This window comes from Desulfoplanes formicivorans (assembly GCF_001748225.1).
In the GTDB taxonomy this organism is placed as follows: domain Bacteria; phylum Desulfobacterota; class Desulfovibrionia; order Desulfovibrionales; family Desulfomicrobiaceae; genus Desulfoplanes; species Desulfoplanes formicivorans.
On record NZ_BDFE01000020.1, the window covers coordinates 113877 to 132045 of the forward strand.

Genomic DNA, 18169 nt, shown 5'->3' on the forward strand with positions numbered 1-18169 from the left:
CTGTTTTACCATCGTCCAGCAACAGCTAATCTGCACAAACGAACACGGCCAGGGTCGTGGCAGGATACTGGGAGGCATTGATCATGGAACAAACCATGGAGGTCGGACAGGGGGAATCCATGCGGATTTTCATTAACGCATTCAAACAGACCGCGCCCATTGTCATGGGATACATCCCGGTTGGGTTTGCCTACGGGGTGCTGGCCCAGAAGGTGGGATTATCACCGCTGAACACACTGCTCATGTCCGTCATGGTCTTTGCCGGATCGGCCCAACTTATTGCCGTGGGCCTCATGGCCGCAGGCGTTCCCCCTCTGTCGGTCATTGTGACCACCTTTGTGGTCAATCTGCGCCATCTGCTCATGTCCGCATCCCTGTCTCCGCACCTCAGATCCTGGAAAAAATGGCAGCTGGCCCTGTTTGCCTTTGAGCTCACAGATGAAACCTTTGCCCTGCACTCCACGCGATATTTCCAGGGCAAGCAGCTCAAAAGCGAAACCTTCTGCATCAACGTGATCGCCCAGCTGGCCTGGGTCTTGGGAACCTGGTTGGGTATGGTGGCCAGCACGCTCATCACGGATGTAAAGCCCATCGGGCTGGATTATGCGCTGCCCGCCATGTTCATTGCCCTGCTGGTGGCCCAGATCAAGGAGCCCATGCATGTGCTGGTGGCCCTGATCGCCGGTATCCTGTCCGTGGTCCTGGCTCTGGTCGGCCTTGATCATTTTCATGTCATTCTGGCGACGGTTGTCGCCGCAACCCTGGGACTGGGGGTGGAAACGTGGATCAGAAAATAATGTTCATGACCATTTGCGGGATGCTGGTGGTCACGTATATCCCGAGGATGCTCCCCGTAGTCGCGCTGGCGTCCAGAAACATGCCGCCAGCCCTGATCCGGTGGCTTGGATTTATCCCCACGACCGTGCTTTCGGCCCTGCTCGTTCCCGATCTGGTACTGCGGGACGGGAATCTTCATTTCGGCATGGACAACCTCTTCCTGTGGGTCGCCCTGCCCACGTTCCTGGTTGCCTGGAGGACAAGGAGTTTTTTCGGGGCCATTTTCACGGGCATGTTTCTGGTTGCCGTGGCTAGGTGGATGATCGGCTCCTGAACCCTGCACAAGGTTTTCACCTTCAGAGAGAAGGGCCTGATGGCAATCAATGCTGCCAGGTTTCAAATGCCCCTTTTTGTTAATGTAAACAGATTTTGCATCTTGAATGATAAAACCCCATCATAATGGTTTACTTTTAAACAAGGATGTCAGTTGCATGATACAAGAACGGTTTTCACAGCGGATTCAATCGGTTCCCAGGTCGTTTATTCGGGAGATTCTCAAGGTTACGGCTGATCCGTCCATCATTTCCTTTGCCGGCGGGCTGCCCAATCCCGAGCTTTTTCCGGTCCAGGAGATGAGTAGGGCTGCCCGGGATGTGCTTGACGAAGTGGGGCCTGCAGCCCTGCAGTATTCCACCACCGAGGGGTTTCCCCCCTTGCGCGAGGCCATTGCCGCCCGATATGTGGCCAAGGGTGTGCAGGTGGATCCCGATCATATCATTGTGACCACGGGATCCCAGCAATGTCTGGACATTCTGGGCAAGATCCTCGTCAATCCCGGGGATACCGTGGTCATGGAGCGCCCCGGATATCTCGGAGCCATCCAGTCCTTTGGCCTGTTTGAACCCGTGTTTCAGACCGTATCCCTGCAAAACGGCGGACCTGATCTGGACGAACTCGAACGGATCTTCGAGACCGCGCATCCCAAGATTTTCTATGCGGTTCCCAATTTTCAGAATCCCTCGGGCATGACCTATGATCATGCGGCCCGTCAGGCATTGGCCGATCTTTTGAAACGCTATCCGGACGTTCTGTTCGTGGAGGACGATCCCTATGGCGAACTGCGGTTTGCAGGCAGTCCGCAACCCTTGCTGTTTTCCTTGACAAGGGGCCGTTCGGTCCTGTTGGGATCCTTTTCCAAGATCGCTTCTCCGGGCATGCGTCTGGGATGGATGGTGGTGACCGACGATGCTCTCCGGGATATGGCCGTTCGGGCCAAACAGGCATCCGACCTGCACACCAGCACCTTTACCCAGCAGGTCATGGCCAGGTATCTTGCGGACAATGACATGACCCGTCATATCGCCCGCATCTGCCAGCGCTATGGGGAGCAGTGCGAGGTGATGTGCGAGGCCCTTGACGTTTCAATGCCCGACGGGTTGCGGTATATAAGGCCTGAAGGGGGGATGTTCGTGTGGATCGAACTGCCTGAAGGGTACAGGGCCATGGAGCTTTTTGACCTGGCCATTGCGGCCAAGGTGGCTTTTGTTCCGGGAACCCCGTTTTATGTGGATGGCTCGGGGGAACATACCCTGCGACTCAATTTTTCCAATTCCGATCCCAAGCGGATCCGTGAAGGGATCGACCGCTTGGCCGGATGCATGCAGACTTTTCTTGAGGCTAGCTCGCCTTCCAGGTGAGGGAGGTTTGCCAGGGAGTAGAAAGGGCATTGCCGGCTTGATGCGGCAATGCCCTTTTCTGATGATGTCCGACAATGACAACCATGCGTGTACCACCCCGCACGGGGGCAGGTTCAGCCGGCTCAGGAAAAACCGCCTGAACCACCGCAGGAGCCTCCCCCGGTCAACGATGACCCCTTGCGGGTCATGACCGTGGCAGAAACCAGTTTCTGCACATCGTGTGACCCGCACTTGGGGCAGGTGATGGTTTTGCGGGAGGTCGAAGAGGTGATTTCCTCGAAGGTCTCATGGCATGCTTTGCAGGTAAATTCAAAAAGAGGCATATATAACTCCTTGGGAAGAAATGGTAAGAGAGTTGTAAGGCACAACGCCATACCGTGTTGCCCGGATGGAAACTCTTCGTATAATCAGCGTCTGCATATTGTCCATGCCAAGGCGCTTTCCTTTAATTTTTGCTTGTTTGAGGAAGGCTTTTAGGCTATTTGCCAAGGAAAATGGGTAATGGATCAATGGCTGATTGACGTTTGCACGACATCTCATAGACGATTTTGCTTGTACACAACAAGGAGGAAGTATGGCACAGATCAAAACAATTCTTTGTGCGGTTGATTTTTCCGAACACAGCGCCGAAGTGGCTGATTATTCGCAAACCATGGCCAATGCCCTCGGGGCCAAGGTCAAGGTGCTGTACGTGGCCCCATCCCTGACCCAGTATGTGGGTTTTCATGTCCCGCCGACTTCCATTGAAAGTTTTGTGGGAGAAATTGTTTCCGGTGCGGAAAAGACCATGGACGCTTTTCTGGAAGAACGCTTTGACAAGTGCGATGCCGAAGGCGCTGTTGTTACCGGATATGCGGCAGAAGAAATCCTTGATTACGCCCAGGAACACAAGGTGGACATGATCATCATGGGAACTCACGGACGCAAGGGCATTGACCGGATTCTCTTTGGCTCCGTAGCCGAAAAGGTTGTCCAGACGTCCTCGGTGCCTGTTTTGACAATCAGGCCTTCTGCCTAGTAGGGGGATGTCATACATGTGTTGATTGAAGATACTGATCCGTCTCGAAGTCCCGTTCCGCCTTGCTGGACGGGACCTCGAGACTGGAGCAACCACCGGGAAGGTCGGCCTTGATTCCTTTTTTGCACAAGAAGACCACTGCATGCGGCCTGGATTTGGGCACCTCGTGGCTCAAAATGATATGTCTGCGCAAGGGACGGCAGGGGGTCCGGCTGGAACGGGTGGGACACATGAACCTGCCTCTCCAGAGCAAGGGGGACGCCAAGGCCGTTGGTGCTGCGGCCAAGGCCCTGCATACCTCCATGGCCTTCAAGGACAAGGTCGTGATTTCCTCCCTGCGGGGGCACGAGATCATTGTCAAACACATGCAGCTGCCTCTTGCCAAGGATATGCGGGCTGTTGTTGAAAAAGAGGCCCGTGAACAGATTCCCTTTGATTTGGCTGACTTGTATCTCGATTTTCATTGCATTGACCCCCCGGACAAAAAAGCGAAAAAGGCCGACGTGATGGTGGTGGCCACCAAGAAGAAAGTGGTCATGGATCTTGAGGCGACTCTTGAGGTTGGCGGCCTCTCTCTTTCGGTGGTTGATGTGGATGCTTTTGCCTTGAGCAATTGTTTTGAATTCAACTATCCCGAACAGACTCAGCCTGCCTATCTGCTGGATATCGGGGCCACCCAAAGCATCCTCGGGGTATATGAGCCCCATCGCCCCTTTTATTTCCGGGAACTCGGGTTCGGGGGGCAGCAGATCACCCAAACTCTCGCCAGGCAACTCGATATTCCCCTTGGTGAAGCCGAGGCCCTCAAACTGGAGGGGCCAGAAAGCCTTTCTTCCGCACAGCGTGAACAGATAACCCGGGCCATCAGGGAGAGATGTCGGGACTGGTGCCGTGAAATCAAGCGGGTCGAGCAGTTTTTCCAAACCTCGACCTCCATCACGTCCCTGCCCAAGACCCTCCATGTTTCCGGAGGGGGGAGCCTGCTTGCGGGATTGCTTCCCCTGCTTGCCCATGAGCTGGACATGGAGGTGAGCGCGTTTGACCCCTGGCGCACGATCCATGTGGACTCGAATCAGTTTGATAGCCGGTACATCAGAACGGTTGGACCTCAATTTGCCATTCCCACGGGTTTGGCCTTGCGGGGTTGCCAATGATTACCATCAATCTTTTGCCCCAGAAGCGCCGGGCCCGCATATCGCACATTCATCTGGAACTTTTCTGGGCAGGTGTGTTTCTTGGTGTGCTGCTGGTGGGCATGGGAATCGGATATTATTTTGTCCATTCCCGCATAACGACTCTGGAGGCGACCCTCAAGCAGCGGCAGGCCGTGAAAAGCGCCTTGCTGGTTCAAGTGGGCAAGGTGAACAAGCTCAAAAGGGAACTTGAGGGGTTGGAGGCCCAAATCGCCGCCATCCGGACCATTCGGGTCCGTCAGGGATTGCCGGTTCGCTATCTGGATGCCATTGTCTCCCGCATGCCCGGAGAAAAAATCTGGCTCGAAACCTTGTCCCTGAACGGCCAAAACACCATCGAAATGAAGGGTGTAGCCCTTGATAACCAGGTTTTTGCTCGCTATGTTGAAGGGTTGCGTGACTCTCCATTCATTGCCAAGGTGATTACCCGAAGAACCCAGCTGCGTTCCATTCAGGATCTCGGGCTTGTGGAGTTTCAATGTTCCGTGACAGCCGTTCCTCCTGGGAACAAGGAGGAGGGCGATAATGAGTAGACAGGATCTGACCCGGACATTGGAACAGCTGACCATCTGGCACAAGATCCTGATCATGCTTGGCCTTCTGGTGGTGGTGGGCGGTTGTTACTGGTATTTTTTTCTGAGCCCCCAGCTTGAAACCATGATCAAGCTGCACAAGAGTATTTCCAAGGTCAATAGCGACATCAAGCGGTTTACAACTATTTCCCTGCAGCTTCCCGCTCTCGAGAAAAAGGTCAACGCCAAACAATCCGAGTTCCTTTTTGCCCAGACCTTGCTTCCCAAGGATACCCAGGCATTGGAACGTCTGCTGGCCTCCTTTGAGATGCTGGCCCAGGAGATGGGTGTGAGCTTCATGTCCTTTACCCCGGGCAGGGAAACCGTGGGCGAACTGTATGCTTCAAGAAACGTGAGTCTGCGTCTTCGGGGGAGCTTTCACAATCTGATGCGCTTTTTCGACAAATTGTCCCGATTGGATCGTCTGGTTCAGCTTCAATCCCTGCGGCTGCAACCTGCGGGACAGCAGCCAGGCAGACAGGGGGCCCTGCTGGGGGCGGACAGCACTCTGATCGTTTTTAGGGCATTGACCCACGAGGAACGAGCCGCCAAGCAGGCAAAGAAATCCAAGAAATAGGTCCTTGTGAACGTGATTCCGGAGAGCAGATCCTGCCATGACTAGAATGATGCGAGTGCGCCATGTTGTTTGGGGAATGATCGTCCTCTGGGGTCTTGGGCATGGAGGTCCGTCCATGTTCGTGCATGCCGAAGGACAGGTTCCCGGGCACGAGGAAGCGCCGTCCCTTTCCGGGGAAATGCCTGCATGGATGCAGCCTTCATCGTATCGATACGATCCCCTGGTCACCACCGACCCTTTTGTCCCCTTTATCCGCAAGGAAGAACCTCCTGCGCTGCAGGCCGAAGAGGTCCCCTTGTCCCGTCCCCTGACGCCCTTGGAAAAGATTGACGTTACCCAGCTCACGGCCGTGGGCATCGTGTGGTATCCCGCAGGGAACAAGCAATCCATGGCCATGGTTCAGCTTCCGGATGGCAAGGGGTTTGTTTTACGCAAGGGAATGCGCGTGGGCAGGCATAATGGGGTCGTGGATACGATTACTCCGGAGGCGATCATTGTTCGGGAACAGGGCCGTGATATTTTTGGCAAGCAAATAACCAGGGATGTGCTCATCAAACTGCACAGGAAACAAGGGGTTCAACATGATTGACATGCATTGGATGAGGCGGATTGCTCTGGTTGGATGCCTGGTATGGGCCAGCATGATCTGTCTTGCGGGGTGTACTCCCGCTGGCAGGACCAAGCCTGTTGCAGCGACCGGTCCTGCCTCGTCGCAATCGTCCTCCCACCCCGGGATTCTTGCCAAGGATCCATCCAGCAACGTTGTTGCGGCCTGGGTAGCGGACGGTAAAACCTATGTGCGCATTCCCATGGATGCGAAAACAGATGTGGTGCCGGCAATGGATGGGCAACGCTTTTCATTGACCTTTTCTCCGCCCCTAAAGCCGGTGGCCCTTCCACGCGAGGGCGTGGGCGTGGTCTCCAGGTGGACGTCCAGCCCGAATCCTGGCGGCCAATGGGACCGGATAGAGCTGGAACTTGCCCGCAAGGCCCAGTTCTTGGTGTCCCGTCCCTCCTCGTCCCTTTTGCAGCTCATGCTCGTTCCACCGAACGGCAAGGTTGCCGGACAGGCGCGCAAACAGGATGCATCCCATGCCTTCCGGGGCATTGATTTTTCTCGCAACAAGGCCGGCAATCTCTTCGTCACCCTGCATGTGGGGCCGGATGTCCGGTTGATGCCCCAGAACGGGGAAGAGGGGAAGATGACCTTTCTTTTTGAAAATGCGCATATTCCCCAGCGCTTGGCGCGGCTGTACAGGCTGGAAGAATTTGCAACGGTCATTGATTCGGCCCTGTTCCGCAACGTGCAGGACGGCGTGCTGTTGACCATGCTCACTGCCCAGAGGGTCCCCTTTCATGTGGAGACCAAGCCGGATGGGCTTGTGCTTCAATTTCTGACCCAGGAGATTGACCGCAGCGAGCGCGATGCCAGACGACGTCAGGCGGCCAGGCCCTCGACCGTTTCGGTGCAGGAGGCGGTGAAGACCAGGGATCAGGCGGAACTTCTGGAAATGAACACCCTGTTTCCAGGCATGAAAAGGGAATATTCCGGGCAGAAGATTTCCATTGACCTGCAGGATGCTGACGTGGAACTTGTCCTGCGTCTCATTGCCGAGGTGAGCCGACACAATCTGATCATCGACGAAAATGTCAAGGGCAAGATCTCCCTGAAACTTCAGGATATTCCCTGGGATCAGGCCCTGGATCTGGTGCTGCTTCAAAAGGGCCTCGGGATGGTCGTCAAGGGCAACATCATGCGCATTGCCACGACCAAGCAGCTGGAAAGCGAACGGGATCAACTGCGCCGGGCCAGGGAAGCGGCCTTGCAGGCCAGGGAAAGCTTGAGCAGCCTGGAACCGCTGCAGACCAGGTACATGCAGATCAATTACAGTACGGCCGCGGAAATCGAACCCAAGGTTCGGGAATTCCTCTCCCCCAGGGGCAAGATCAGCCAGGACGCCCGAACCAATATGCTCATCATCCGGGATGCCGGATCCCAGCTGGACAAGATAGCGGCCGTGATCAACAAACTGGATCGGCCTGAACGTCAGGTGCTCATCGAGGCCAGGATCGTCTACGCCACGGATGATTTTCAGCGCAGTCTGGGCATCAACTGGTCGGGTTCCTATGATCACAATGATGCCAATTCCCGGTATACCCGGACGTTCAATGTCAACGGCGTGACCTTGCCTTCAAGTGTGGGCGGCATGGACGCCGGGGTGAATTTTGCCAAGATTGCCGGGCTGGATCTCTTTACCCTGGACGCCCAGCTCAGGCTCGGAGAGCTCAAGAATATCGCCAAGACCATTTCCTCCCCGCGCGTGGTTACCCTGAACAACAACCGGGCCGAGATCAAGCAGGGGACCAAGGTCGCCTCTCAGGCGGAATCCGAAAGCGGCGGGACCACCACCGAGTACAATGACGCCATTTTGTCCCTGTCGGTGCAGCCACAGATCACTCCTGACGACAAGCTCATCTTGGATCTGGATATCAGTGATGACGCGCCGGCTGGCGATGATATCTCCACCCGTTCCACCAAGACCAAGATGATTGTCAGCAATAACGAGACGATTGTCATCGGTGGGGTTCAGAAGTCCACGGAAACCAACATCGAGGACCGGGTGCCGGGCCTGGCTTCCATTCCCGGCATGGGCTGGCTGTTCAAGAATGAAAGCACTTCCTACCAGAAGGAAGAACTGCTCATCTTCATCAGGCCCAGGATTCTTGATTGAACCACCTTGCGGAACGGGGGACAACGTATTCGGCCATGCAACTCAAATGTAACGCACTCAAGGATTTTTCCTCCATCTGGAAGAGTGATTTTCTGGGCCAGAAGGGATTTCTGCTGCCCGGTACCCGGTCCTATGTCATGGGTGAAACCTTGCAGGTGGATGTGTTCGTTATGAACGAACATTGGGGACGTGTCGAAGTCGTGCCTGTGTGGCACAATCTGTACGGTGTTGTCTCCGAACTGACTCCCAGGGGCATTTTCCTGCGTCTGATCAAAAGTGATCAAACCTTTGACCGGAAACTGGCTTCCCTGGGATAGGATGCAGCACGTTTGGTCCTTGCAGCGATCACCCATACCCGTTTGCGCGGGTATGGGTGTACCTTTTCTGTTCTTTGTCCAACCCTATTGCATCAAGGAAAACCAGAACCATGAGCAATACGCGTATTCGTCCCGATATACGGGACTTTGAACCCTATGTGGCCGGTCGGTCCATTGACGAGATCAAGGCGGCCTACCAGCTGACTTCGGTCATCAAGCTGGCCAGCAATGAGAATCCCCTTGGAACCTCACCCGTTGTCCAGGATGTCATCTGCAAGAACGCTTCTCTGGCCTTTCGCTATGCCCAGGCCGGAAATCCGGTTTTGCGCAAGGCCCTGGCCGAGCATCTCGGCATTGCTGATACGTGTATTGTGTGCGGTAATGGCTCCGACGAGATCATTGATCTGCTCATCCGGGTCATGGCCCGGCCCGGAGTGGACAATGTGGTTGCCTTTGATCCCTGCTTCAGTATGTACAAGGTCCAGTCGAAGCTGTGCGGCGTGGCATTCAGACAGGCTCCCCTGAACCGGGATTTTTCCTTTTCCTGGGACGGATTGCTTCAGATCATGGATGAAAGGACAAGGATTGTCTTTGTCACCAATCCGGACAACCCTTCGGGCTATGCTGCCCCGGCCTCGGAGATTCTGGACCTGGCCAGGCGCATTCCCGAGCAGGCGACCCTGGTGGTGGACGAGGCTTATATCGATTTCAGTGATCCCCTGGAAACCTATTCCATGCTGCGGTTGTTTGAAAATGCGTCCAATATTGTCCTTTTGCGTACCTTTTCCAAATTGTTCGGCCTGGCAGGATTGCGCCTGGGATATGGCATCATGCCGCCGGATCTGGCCGATTACCTCATGCGTACCCGCCCCCCCTTCAGCGTGAATATTCTGGCGGAAAAGGCCGGGATAGCGGCCATCAACGATACGCCCTTTATCGAGGCCACGCGCACCACCGTGCTTAAGGGCAAAGAGCAACTGGTCCGGGGAATGGAGGCGTGCGGCTGCAAGGTGTATCCTTCCCAGGCCAACTTCCTGCTTGTAAAACCTCCCGTGGACCCGGCTCGGGTGTGCGATGCCCTGCTCAGAAAGGGGATCATTGTCCGACCTCTTGGCAGTTATGGGCTGGATGACTGCTTTCGGGTTTCCGTGGGCAATGCCGAGGAAAATGAACGTTTTCTCCATGCCCTGGGGGAGGTGGTCCATGGGAGCTGAAAGAGGAAAGCCCCTTTTTGTCGTCACCATTGACGGACCCGCTGGGGTGGGCAAGACCACCCTTGCCCGGGCCGTGGCTGAAAAATTGGGCGTTGCCTACCTGGATACCGGCGCCATGTACCGCAGTGTTGCCTGGATGCTGGGCAAGGGTTCCTGGGAGTGGTCGGAAGAGAAACTGGACCGGGGCCTCGACAAGCTGGCGTTCTCCATCCAGGGGGCCGGCGAGGCGACAATCCTGCTTGTCAACGGCCATGAAACCGGCTCAAAAATCCGCACGGAAACCGTGGGATTGTGGGCCTCCCATGTGGCAAAGATTCCTCAGGTTCGTCGCAGACTGACCGAGATACAGCGATCCCTGGGCCAGAGCGTTTCCCTGGTTGCCGAAGGCAGGGATATGGGCACGGTGGTCTTTCCCAAGGCCTTGTTCAAGTTTTTTCTGGATGCTTCCCCCGAGGTCCGGGCCCGGCGCAGGTGGCTTCAGCTTAGGGATGCGGGCAGTACCGAGGATCTTGAGGGTCTGACCCGGCAGATGCGCATCAGGGACGAACAGGACCGCAATCGGGCCATTGCCCCCCTTAGGCCGGCCGAAGATGCGGTTTGCATTGATACCGGGATGCTTGATCCCGCTCAGGTCCTTGAACAGATCATCAGACGCATTGCCTCGCAAATGCCGTGAGCCTGGCTGGTCCCGGAGGAATAGAAAATGTCCACGGGCAGCTGCAGGACGGGGGGGCAGGCACGTATAAGCAAAAGGCCGCATTGCCTGGAAGATGTTTCCAGGCAATGCGGCCTTTTGGGGTTCAACACGGTACGCGGGAACTACTCGTTGCTGTCTGTTTTTGCTTCCACCAGGGGTTTGTGGCGACTCAGATCATACAGTCCCCTGACGGGAAAGGGGAGGGAGTAGTTGGGAATCTTGTCCAGCTTGATGGTCCCGATGGTCTTGCCCTCGGGAAAGGAGGAGAGGGGGACCAGACCCTGGGGGATGGGAAATCCAAGAGGGGCAGCGGTTATCTTGGTCAATCTGGAAGCGTACCGCTGAGAAAGATAGTCGATGATCTGGTCCCGTTCTTCTCGGGTAAACGCCTCCAGAAGAACCTTTTTGCTGCTGTCCGGGTCAGCGGATTGCCCTTCCTTGCGTTGGATGGTTCCTCCGAGAAGATGTCCCCAGTCGTAGGTATCCATTTCGGCCTCGTCCCAGGCCGAGCGGTACAGATGGACTTCGACATCCCTGCGTCCCTTGAAGGTACGGATGACCATGGAAAGGACGTAGCCACGATCAACGGGCAGGGCTTGGTTGGGTTCGATCGTATCTATGTGCATGATTATTCTCCTGTAGCGTTGGTCTCGACGGCTTGTTGGCAGGACCTGACTGGTTCGATGCCGATGACATTGGGAATGGGCCACAAACGTTCATGGATGGTGCCAAGCAATGGATGTTCATACTGTCCCATCCATGACCGGCGATTGTCCTGAAGGTTCAGATGCATGGCGGCTTCCGGACCTCCTTCCACATACATAGCGGTCTTCAGGTTGACAGGCAAGTGGAGCAGGGCCTGGTTGAAGGCGTAAACGCTCATGGGGGTTTGGCAATGGATGAACAGAACCCTGCCGTCCGTGGTCATGCCTATGGCGGCGATGCTGTGTTTTTTGTTGCTGGGGGGCCAGAGATTCTTGCCTGTTGCGCTGATCAGCCTGAAATTCTGGATGACCGTGTCGTACTTGGTGACAAGACGGCGCCAGTCATCGTTTTTCCGATCAAGAATGGCGACCTTGGGCAGGGAGCGGACTTTGGGATCAAAAACAAAGAAGGCCCCGAACCGCGGATTGATATACCCATTGTTCACGAGCCCCCGTGTTTTCATATAGCCCGTGCTCTGCTGCCTGTCTTCCCGGTACATGCTCGCGTTGATGGCCGCCACAAGGTGCTTTTCCTCGCACCATTGTTCAAGAGTGGCAATTCTGGTCAGTGACGTGCCCTGGGCGATCAGTTTGAAGCAGAACCGGTCTGGATCGATCCGGAGAAAGGAGATGGCGGGAGAGGACGCATCATGTGCGTCAATGGGGAAGGTGCCCAGTTCCAGCCCCTGGGCAAGGGGTTCCCAGGAACCGGCATGGCTGGGAACATGAAAAAGCAGGACCAGAAGGCTCGTCACCAGGGCCGCTGTCCGGATGCTGCGGTGCAAGTGGGCCCTTCCGGGCTGAAGGTGACGGCAAGGAAGGTGCATCATGGCGTATCAATACCCAGTTTGCGGCATAGGGCTGTTCGTTCCTGCCGGGAAAAAACAAAGCTGTTGGTAAGGGGCAGATTCCGTTTGGCGAGATGCTCGTGAAAAAGGTCGTGATAGTTGGCACTTGTGGCGGTTTGGGGGTCAAGGCCCACACGGGTGGCCGTGGCAAGGATATCCGACCCTGTTCCCTCGATTTCCACAAAGGTCCCGAAGCAGAGCAGGTCCAGGCAGACCGTGCATTCATTCACCCTCCATTGGGAGCGGAATTTTTCGTATTGCAGGATTTCCCTGTATCCCAAGGCGTGGAGGATGGAGGTCATGGTTGTGCTGTCATGGATGGTGCATTCGAGTTCTTCGAGCTGTTTGACTCCGGGGATACGGGCATGATGGGCAGGGGGGCGTTTCAGGGTCAGGGTGGTGTCCAGGGCGTTTCGCAAGCGCAGAAGGTAACCACGGGAGCGAAGATCACCCTGGGGCAGGTCAAACACCTGATTGTGTTCAAAATGCCAGGGTGTAACAAGGGTTCCATTATGGCGCAGGGTTGATGTGATTTCGGAAAAATCATCAACCGGAAATTTGGATTCTGCTTCAAGAGTCATGATCTGTGTCCCAACCTTCCTTGAAGACGTATTTTTTTTCCCGTCAAGTTGTCAATGTTTCGTGGGGCGGGGCGCATGCGTGTTCTTCTTTCTTGTGTTTTTGTCGATCAAGGTATAAAAAAGCGTTTTTTCAGCGAGGATTCCATGGAAATTTTCAAAAATCGATACAAGCGGGAAGCGGTGGAAGTTGTTTGCCCCTTGTGCAAGCATTCCCAGATCGTGTATTTTCCGGAAGAGGAAATGCCCTGCTGTCCCAAGTGCAAGAAGAAGATGATTGTCAAGGAAGTGCTGACCGAGGGAAAATACTGATCATCCCGAGGATGGCGTTCGCGCGGTGAACCTATGGTGTTTGCGCGAAAAATATCCGTGGCTGTTTCGTCATACAATCTGTTTCCTATCAACCAATGGAGGAAAATCCGGATGTTCAAGAGAATTGCTGTGCTTGTGATCGGGCTGTGTCTGATGCAGGGAGTCGCCTTGGCCGCAGAGTCGGCCCTGGATACCATCCAGAAGCGTGGAGAGCTCCGTGTGGGATTTGATTCAGGATACATCCCCTTTGAAATGACCTCCAAGAAAGGGAAGTTCATCGGTTTCGATATTGATCTCGGCAAGGCCATGGCCAAGGCCATGAAGGTCAAGTTTGTTCCGGTGAACACGGATTTTGACGGGATCATTCCCGCGCTTTTGACCAACAAGTTCGATATCATTATCAGCGGAATGACCGCGACCCAGGAACGCAATCTCCAGATCAATTTTGCCGATCCCTATTTCTACGCCGGCCAGGCCGTGCTCATGAACAGCAAACACGCCGGCAAGATTACCTCCTACAAGCAATTCAACGATCCCAAGTTCAAGGTTGTTTCCAAACTGGGAACCACGGGTGAAATGGCGGTCAAGCGTCTTCTTCCCAAGGCCCAGTACAAGAGTTTTGAAAAGGAGGCCGATGCCGCTCTTGAAGTCATGAACGGCAATGCCGATGCCTATGTTTATGACTACCCGGTTCTCAAGCAGATCATGCAGAAGCAGGGCTCCAACAATCTTGTCATGCTCGAGGAACGGTTCACCTACGAACCCCTGGCCTTTGGCATCAAGCGGGGTGATCCTGATTTCCTGAACTGGCTGAATAATTTCATGCGTCAGATCAGAAACGACGGAACCTATGACCGGATTTTCAAGAAATGGTTTGAAAGCAAGGCGTGGTACGACGATATTGAATAGTCTCGGTGGGTCCTTGTCCATGCCATGAGCGCATGTGATGGTCAGGGGTGGGGCATGCATGTCCCACCCCTGTACCTGTTCTGATACAAAGTTTTTCTCACAAGCATCAGGTGGTATCAATGACGGCATTTTCCGGGCTCGATCGGCCCCGCGGGAAAGCGTACAACCTCTTTTGGACCGGGGTTTTTTTCCTGCTTCTGATAACAGGCTGCTGGCTCATGTATACGGCGTCCCAATCCGTGGACTATACTTGGCGGTGGTACAGGATCCCGCAGTATTTCTATTATACGGAAACCGTGGACGTGCGTTCGGAAATCGAGGGCGAGGTCGCTTCGGTGCGCACCACGGGTGATGACATTGTCATCTCGGTGCAGGGAGAGGGTGAAACCGCATCCTATACCCTGCCCGGGGGAGAACCCCTGCTGGATGAAGGGGATTTCGTGAGCATGGGGGACATTCTTGGCACCTATGAACAGGGAACCCCCGGTGTCCTGCTGACCGGGTTGTGGATGACCCTTGAGGTCAGCCTGTTTGCCATTGTGCTTGGCATCATCATCGGGCTTTTGACCGGGTTGGCCCGGATTGCCGACAATCCGGCCCTCAGGCTGTCTGCCATCACCTATATCGAGCTCATCCGCGGTTCACCCCTGCTGGTCCAGATTTTTTTGTGGTATTTTGTCGTGGGCACGCTCATCAATACCCTGCTGGCCAAGCACGGCATTTCCCAGATACCTTCCCTGTGGTTCGGGGTCATTTCCCTGGCCCTGTTTGCAGGCGCCTATATCGCCGAAATCGTCCGGGCCGGCATTCAGTCGGTGCACCGAGGACAGATGGAAGCGGCCAGATCCCTGGGCATGGATTATGTGCAGGCCATGCGCAAGGTCATCCTGCCCCAGGCCTTCCGACGGATTCTTCCTCCCCTGGCAGGACAATTCATCAGCCTGATCAAGGATTCTTCCCTGCTTGGGGTTATTGCCATCAGGGAATTGACCAAGGCAACACGGGAAACCGTATCCACCTCGCTGCAGCCCTTTGAGCTGTGGATCGTCTGCGCCATTCTCTATCTGGTCCTCACCTTTGCCCTGTCCATGTTTGTCCAATACCTCGAGCGCAAGGCCATCTGATCATGATACACGTCAACAAACTCAACAAATATTTTTATGTTCCCCACGAAATCCACGCCTTGCGGGATGTGACCACTCATATCCATGAAGGCGAGGTGGTGGTGGTCATTGGCCCCTCCGGCTCGGGCAAGAGCACGTTTTTGCGGTGCCTGAACCGGCTTGAATATCCCCAAAGCGGAAGCATTGTCATCGATGGGGTGGATATCCTGGCCAAGGGATGCAATATCAACGAGGTTCGGGCCGAAGTGGGCATGGTTTTCCAGTCCTTCAATCTGTTCCCGCACAAGAACGTACTGGACAATCTGACCATGGCCCAGATCACGGTGCGCAAACGCAGCCGCAAGCAGGCCGAGGAAAAGGCCATGGAACTGCTTGGCAAGGTGGGTATTGCGGAAAAATACAATGTCAAGCCTGAACAGCTTTCAGGCGGCCAGCAGCAACGGGTGGCCATTGCGCGTTCCCTGTGCATGGACCCCAAGGTTATGCTTTTTGACGAACCCACGTCGGCCCTTGATCCCGAGATGGTGGGCGAGGTGCTTGACGTGATGAAGGCCTTGGCCAAATCCGGAATGACCATGGTTGTGGTCACCCATGAAATGGGCTTTGCCCGGGAGGTGGCCGATCGGGTCATTTTCATGGACCAGGGGCAGATCCTGGAGGAAGGCACGCCCGAGCACTTTTTTGCCGCCCCGGAAAACGAACGGACCAAGGACTTCCTGCGACAGATTTTGTAAGCCCAAGGAGCGCATGACGATGCAATGATGATACTGATACGACCCGGCTTTTCTCTTCTGGAGGATGGTCGGGTTTTTTTGCACCTGCGCAGGGGCACATCTGCCGGATCGTCACAAACAGGAAATATTCATCCAGCCGACCAACGCATCGGGAGACATACATGAAACATCGCATTCACGAACAACTCGCCAGAGCCATCGAGGCCAAGAATCAGGAGGCCAGGGCCCTGGCCCTTGAAGAAATCAAGGCCCTGAAAAAGGACCTTCTCGACCTGGAGAAAGTGCTTGCCGGCAAGAAGAAACACACTGAAATGGCCCTGATGGATATCACCTGCGGAGCCTTTGAGGTATACAAGAACGCAGCCCTGATTTTTCAGAATATGGAAATGCTCGAGGGGTTGCAGCAGGGACGCGAAGAGGCCAAGATGATCGACTACATGGAACGGCGAGGGGCCCGTCTGCTCAAAAAGCCCGAGGGCTGGCACTGGTTTTCCCCGCAGGGGGAGATGGTCTTTCTCGGTGAGCCCGACGACCCCATGGCGGCTGGAGAAAAGCTCAAGTCCCTGGTTGCCAGAAAGCCCAAGACGACCTCTCGTTCCACCAGGAAAAAGAGCAAGGGAGGCACGTCTCCCTCCGTGTCTTCGGAAGCGCCTTCTCCACAGGCATGATTCCGGAAACAGAACTGGTCCTTGTGCTGAAAAGAACAATGTTGGTTGATTGTTGATTTTTGTCTATGTTTTTGCATCTTTTTAACCATTCAACAGCTGCCTGTCGTTGGCAGGCCCGTGGAGAGTAAACAATTTGAGCCAGTTGATTGCACGTAACGTGCGTAGGTAAGACAAACGGCCGGTCCGTAGGCAGTGGTGCGGATCGATTGTGTGTATTCACTTTCAGTCACGATTGATAGGAGGGAGAACAGATGAGACGTTCAATTATGTTGCTGTTGTGCGCGGCATTGCTTGCCCTTGGAAGCGGCCAGACTGTCTTTGCGGAGGATGTCATCAAACTCGGGGTTGCAGGCGCCCACAGCGGCGATCTGGCTTCCTACGGTCTTCCCAGCCTGAACGCGGCCAAGCTGGTTGCCAAGAAATACAACGCCAAGGGCGGCGTGCTCGGCAAGAAAGTGGTTGTTATTGCACAAGACGATCAGTGCAAACCCGAATTGGCCACCAATGCAGCCACCAAACTGATTTCAGACGGTGTTGACGTGGTCATGGGCCATATCTGCAGTGGCGCTACCAAGGCTGCCCTGGGTATCTACAATGATGCCAAGATCGTTGCCATGTCACCCTCGGCCACCAATCCTCCCCTGACCCAGAGCGGTGATTATCCCAATTTTTTCAGAACCATTGCCTCGGACGACAATCAGGCCCGCGTGGAAACCGACTATGTGCTCAATGTGCTCGGGGCCAAGAAGATCGCCATTATCCATGACAAGGGCGACTACGGCAAGGGCTTTGCTACCTTTGTCAAACAGTTCATTGAGGAAAGCGGCAAGGCGGAAGTGGTCCTGTTCGAGGGCGTCACTCCGGGTGCGGTGGATTATTCCGCTGTTGTCCAGAAAATGAGACGTTCCCGGCCCGACGCGGTTGTCTTTGGCGGATACCATCCCGAAGCCTCCAAGATCGTGAGCACCATGCGCAAGAAGCGCATCAAGAGCCCCTTTCTTTCCGAAGACGGTGTCAAGGACGACACCTTTATCAAGGTTGCCGGCAAGTATGCCGAGGGCGTCTATGCCACGGGGAACAAGGATGTTTCCAAAAATCCCTTGTATATTGCCGCAGTCAATGAACACAAGGCCGAGTTCGGAACTGATCCCGGTGCCTTCTTCCCCCAGGCCTATGCCGCAACCCAGGCGTTGCTGAACGCCATTGAAGCTGCCGGTTCCACGGACTATGAGGCCATCAAGCAGGCCCTGCGGACCTCTTATGTGGACACCCCCATCGGCAAGATCAAGTTTGATGAGCGTGGGGATGCCGAAGGGGTCGGCTTCTCGGTCTACCAGGTCAAAAACGGCACCTTTGTGGAGGTGACCAAGTAGGCCGCAGGCAATCACAACTGTCTACAATACGGGACGAACCATGTTCGTCCCGTATTTTGCAATCCATACCAAACGGTTCGTGGCGGGCCGGTCACCATCCCGCCGACGCGATCCATAACCAGCAC

At 55.1% G+C, this 18169-nt stretch carries 22 protein-coding genes; 18 read left to right on the forward strand and 4 right to left on the reverse strand.

Annotated elements, in window-relative coordinates; all coding sequences use genetic code 11:
• Positions 1-83: 83 nt before the first annotated feature.
• The 3 genes from DPF_RS12005 (at position 84) to DPF_RS12015 (ending at position 2474) form a co-directional block, all read left to right on the forward strand.
• A complete protein-coding gene (locus tag DPF_RS12005; RefSeq protein WP_069860156.1) occupies positions 84-797 on the forward strand; it encodes an AzlC family ABC transporter permease in 714 nt (237 codons plus the stop codon).
• A complete protein-coding gene (locus tag DPF_RS12010) occupies positions 782-1111 on the forward strand; it encodes an AzlD domain-containing protein (protein WP_088178342.1) in 330 nt (109 codons plus the stop codon). The genes DPF_RS12005 and DPF_RS12010 overlap by 16 nt, the downstream gene beginning before the upstream one ends.
• 160 nt (positions 1112-1271) lie before the next feature.
• Positions 1272-2474 carry an aminotransferase-like domain-containing protein gene (locus DPF_RS12015; protein WP_176724278.1) on the forward strand — a complete coding sequence of 401 codons (1203 nt, stop codon included), beginning with the start codon at positions 1272-1274 and terminating at the stop codon, positions 2472-2474.
• Between the two features lie 122 nt (positions 2475-2596).
• Here the strand turns inward: DPF_RS12015 and DPF_RS12020 are convergent, their stop codons facing one another.
• On the reverse strand, positions 2597-2797 hold the full coding sequence (locus DPF_RS12020) for an FmdB family zinc ribbon protein (RefSeq protein WP_069859922.1): 201 nt from the start codon (positions 2795-2797) through the stop codon (positions 2597-2599).
• A gap of 251 nt (positions 2798-3048) precedes the next feature.
• On the opposite strand from DPF_RS12020, the gene DPF_RS12025 reads away from it, so the two are divergent.
• The 9 genes from DPF_RS12025 (at position 3049) to cmk (ending at position 10773) form a co-directional block, all read left to right on the forward strand.
• On the forward strand, positions 3049-3492 hold the full coding sequence (locus tag DPF_RS12025; protein ID WP_069859923.1) for a universal stress protein: 444 nt from the start codon (positions 3049-3051) through the stop codon (positions 3490-3492).
• Positions 3493-3602: 110 nt separating this feature from the next.
• Entirely contained in the window at positions 3603-4646 is a 1044-nt protein-coding gene (gene pilM, locus DPF_RS12030) for a type IV pilus assembly protein PilM (protein ID WP_069859924.1), read from the forward strand.
• Positions 4643-5218, forward strand: a complete 576-nt coding sequence (locus DPF_RS12035; protein ID WP_069859925.1) for a PilN domain-containing protein — start codon at positions 4643-4645, stop codon at positions 5216-5218. Before pilM ends, DPF_RS12035 begins: the two co-directional genes overlap by 4 nt.
• A complete protein-coding gene (locus DPF_RS12040) occupies positions 5211-5834 on the forward strand; it encodes a type IV pilus inner membrane component PilO (protein ID WP_069859926.1) in 624 nt (207 codons plus the stop codon). Before DPF_RS12035 ends, DPF_RS12040 begins: the two co-directional genes overlap by 8 nt.
• A gap of 37 nt (positions 5835-5871) precedes the next feature.
• Entirely contained in the window at positions 5872-6423 is a 552-nt protein-coding gene (locus DPF_RS12045) for a pilus assembly protein PilP (protein WP_083254697.1), read from the forward strand.
• Positions 6416-8566 carry a type IV pilus secretin PilQ gene (locus tag DPF_RS12050; RefSeq protein WP_069859928.1) on the forward strand — a complete coding sequence of 717 codons (2151 nt, stop codon included), beginning with the start codon at positions 6416-6418 and terminating at the stop codon, positions 8564-8566. The genes DPF_RS12045 and DPF_RS12050 overlap by 8 nt, the downstream gene beginning before the upstream one ends.
• Entirely contained in the window at positions 8563-8883 is a 321-nt protein-coding gene (locus DPF_RS12055; protein WP_069859929.1) for a hypothetical protein, read from the forward strand. The genes DPF_RS12050 and DPF_RS12055 overlap by 4 nt, the downstream gene beginning before the upstream one ends.
• Before the next feature lie 110 nt (positions 8884-8993).
• Positions 8994-10097: a histidinol-phosphate transaminase gene (hisC, locus tag DPF_RS12060; protein ID WP_069859930.1), complete on the forward strand. Its 1104-nt coding sequence runs from the start codon at positions 8994-8996 to the stop codon at positions 10095-10097.
• Complete coding sequence (cmk, locus tag DPF_RS12065) at positions 10087-10773, forward strand: (d)CMP kinase (protein WP_069859931.1); 687 nt, start codon at positions 10087-10089, stop codon at positions 10771-10773. The genes hisC and cmk overlap by 11 nt, the downstream gene beginning before the upstream one ends.
• Before the next feature lie 143 nt (positions 10774-10916).
• Here cmk and DPF_RS12070 read toward each other — a convergent pair whose 3' ends face one another.
• Genes DPF_RS12070 through DPF_RS12080 form a run of 3 tightly spaced genes read right to left on the reverse strand, consistent with a single transcriptional unit; the run spans position 10917 to position 12927 of the window.
• Positions 10917-11420 (reverse strand): hypothetical protein, encoded by a 504-nt coding sequence (locus DPF_RS12070; protein ID WP_069859932.1) that lies wholly within the window; start codon positions 11418-11420, stop codon positions 10917-10919.
• 2 nt (positions 11421-11422) lie between these two features.
• Positions 11423-12283: a phosphodiester glycosidase family protein gene (locus DPF_RS12075; RefSeq protein WP_176724260.1), complete on the reverse strand. Its 861-nt coding sequence runs from the start codon at positions 12281-12283 to the stop codon at positions 11423-11425.
• Between the two features lie 41 nt (positions 12284-12324).
• On the reverse strand, positions 12325-12927 hold the full coding sequence (locus tag DPF_RS12080) for a class IV adenylate cyclase (protein ID WP_069859934.1): 603 nt from the start codon (positions 12925-12927) through the stop codon (positions 12325-12327).
• Between the two features lie 144 nt (positions 12928-13071).
• On the opposite strand from DPF_RS12080, the gene DPF_RS14155 reads away from it, so the two are divergent.
• The 6 genes from DPF_RS14155 (at position 13072) to DPF_RS12110 (ending at position 18044) form a co-directional block, all read left to right on the forward strand.
• The gene (locus DPF_RS14155) at positions 13072-13236 is read left to right on the forward strand and encodes a hypothetical protein (RefSeq protein WP_088178348.1); all 165 of its coding nucleotides are present in this window, start codon (positions 13072-13074) and stop codon (positions 13234-13236) included.
• Positions 13237-13341: 105 nt separating this feature from the next.
• Positions 13342-14145, forward strand: a complete 804-nt coding sequence (locus DPF_RS12090) for a transporter substrate-binding domain-containing protein (protein WP_069860157.1) — start codon at positions 13342-13344, stop codon at positions 14143-14145.
• Between the two features lie 119 nt (positions 14146-14264).
• Complete coding sequence (locus DPF_RS12095; RefSeq protein WP_069859936.1) at positions 14265-15269, forward strand: amino acid ABC transporter permease; 1005 nt, start codon at positions 14265-14267, stop codon at positions 15267-15269.
• Between the two features lie 2 nt (positions 15270-15271).
• Positions 15272-16003, forward strand: coding sequence for an amino acid ABC transporter ATP-binding protein (locus tag DPF_RS12100; RefSeq protein ID WP_069859937.1), 732 nt, complete (start codon positions 15272-15274; stop codon positions 16001-16003).
• A 161-nt stretch (positions 16004-16164) separates the two neighbouring features.
• Positions 16165-16671 (forward strand): hypothetical protein, encoded by a 507-nt coding sequence (locus DPF_RS12105; protein ID WP_069859938.1) that lies wholly within the window; start codon positions 16165-16167, stop codon positions 16669-16671.
• 251 nt (positions 16672-16922) lie between these two features.
• Entirely contained in the window at positions 16923-18044 is a 1122-nt protein-coding gene (locus DPF_RS12110; protein ID WP_083254699.1) for a branched-chain amino acid ABC transporter substrate-binding protein, read from the forward strand.
• Positions 18045-18169: the final 125 nt, after the last annotated feature.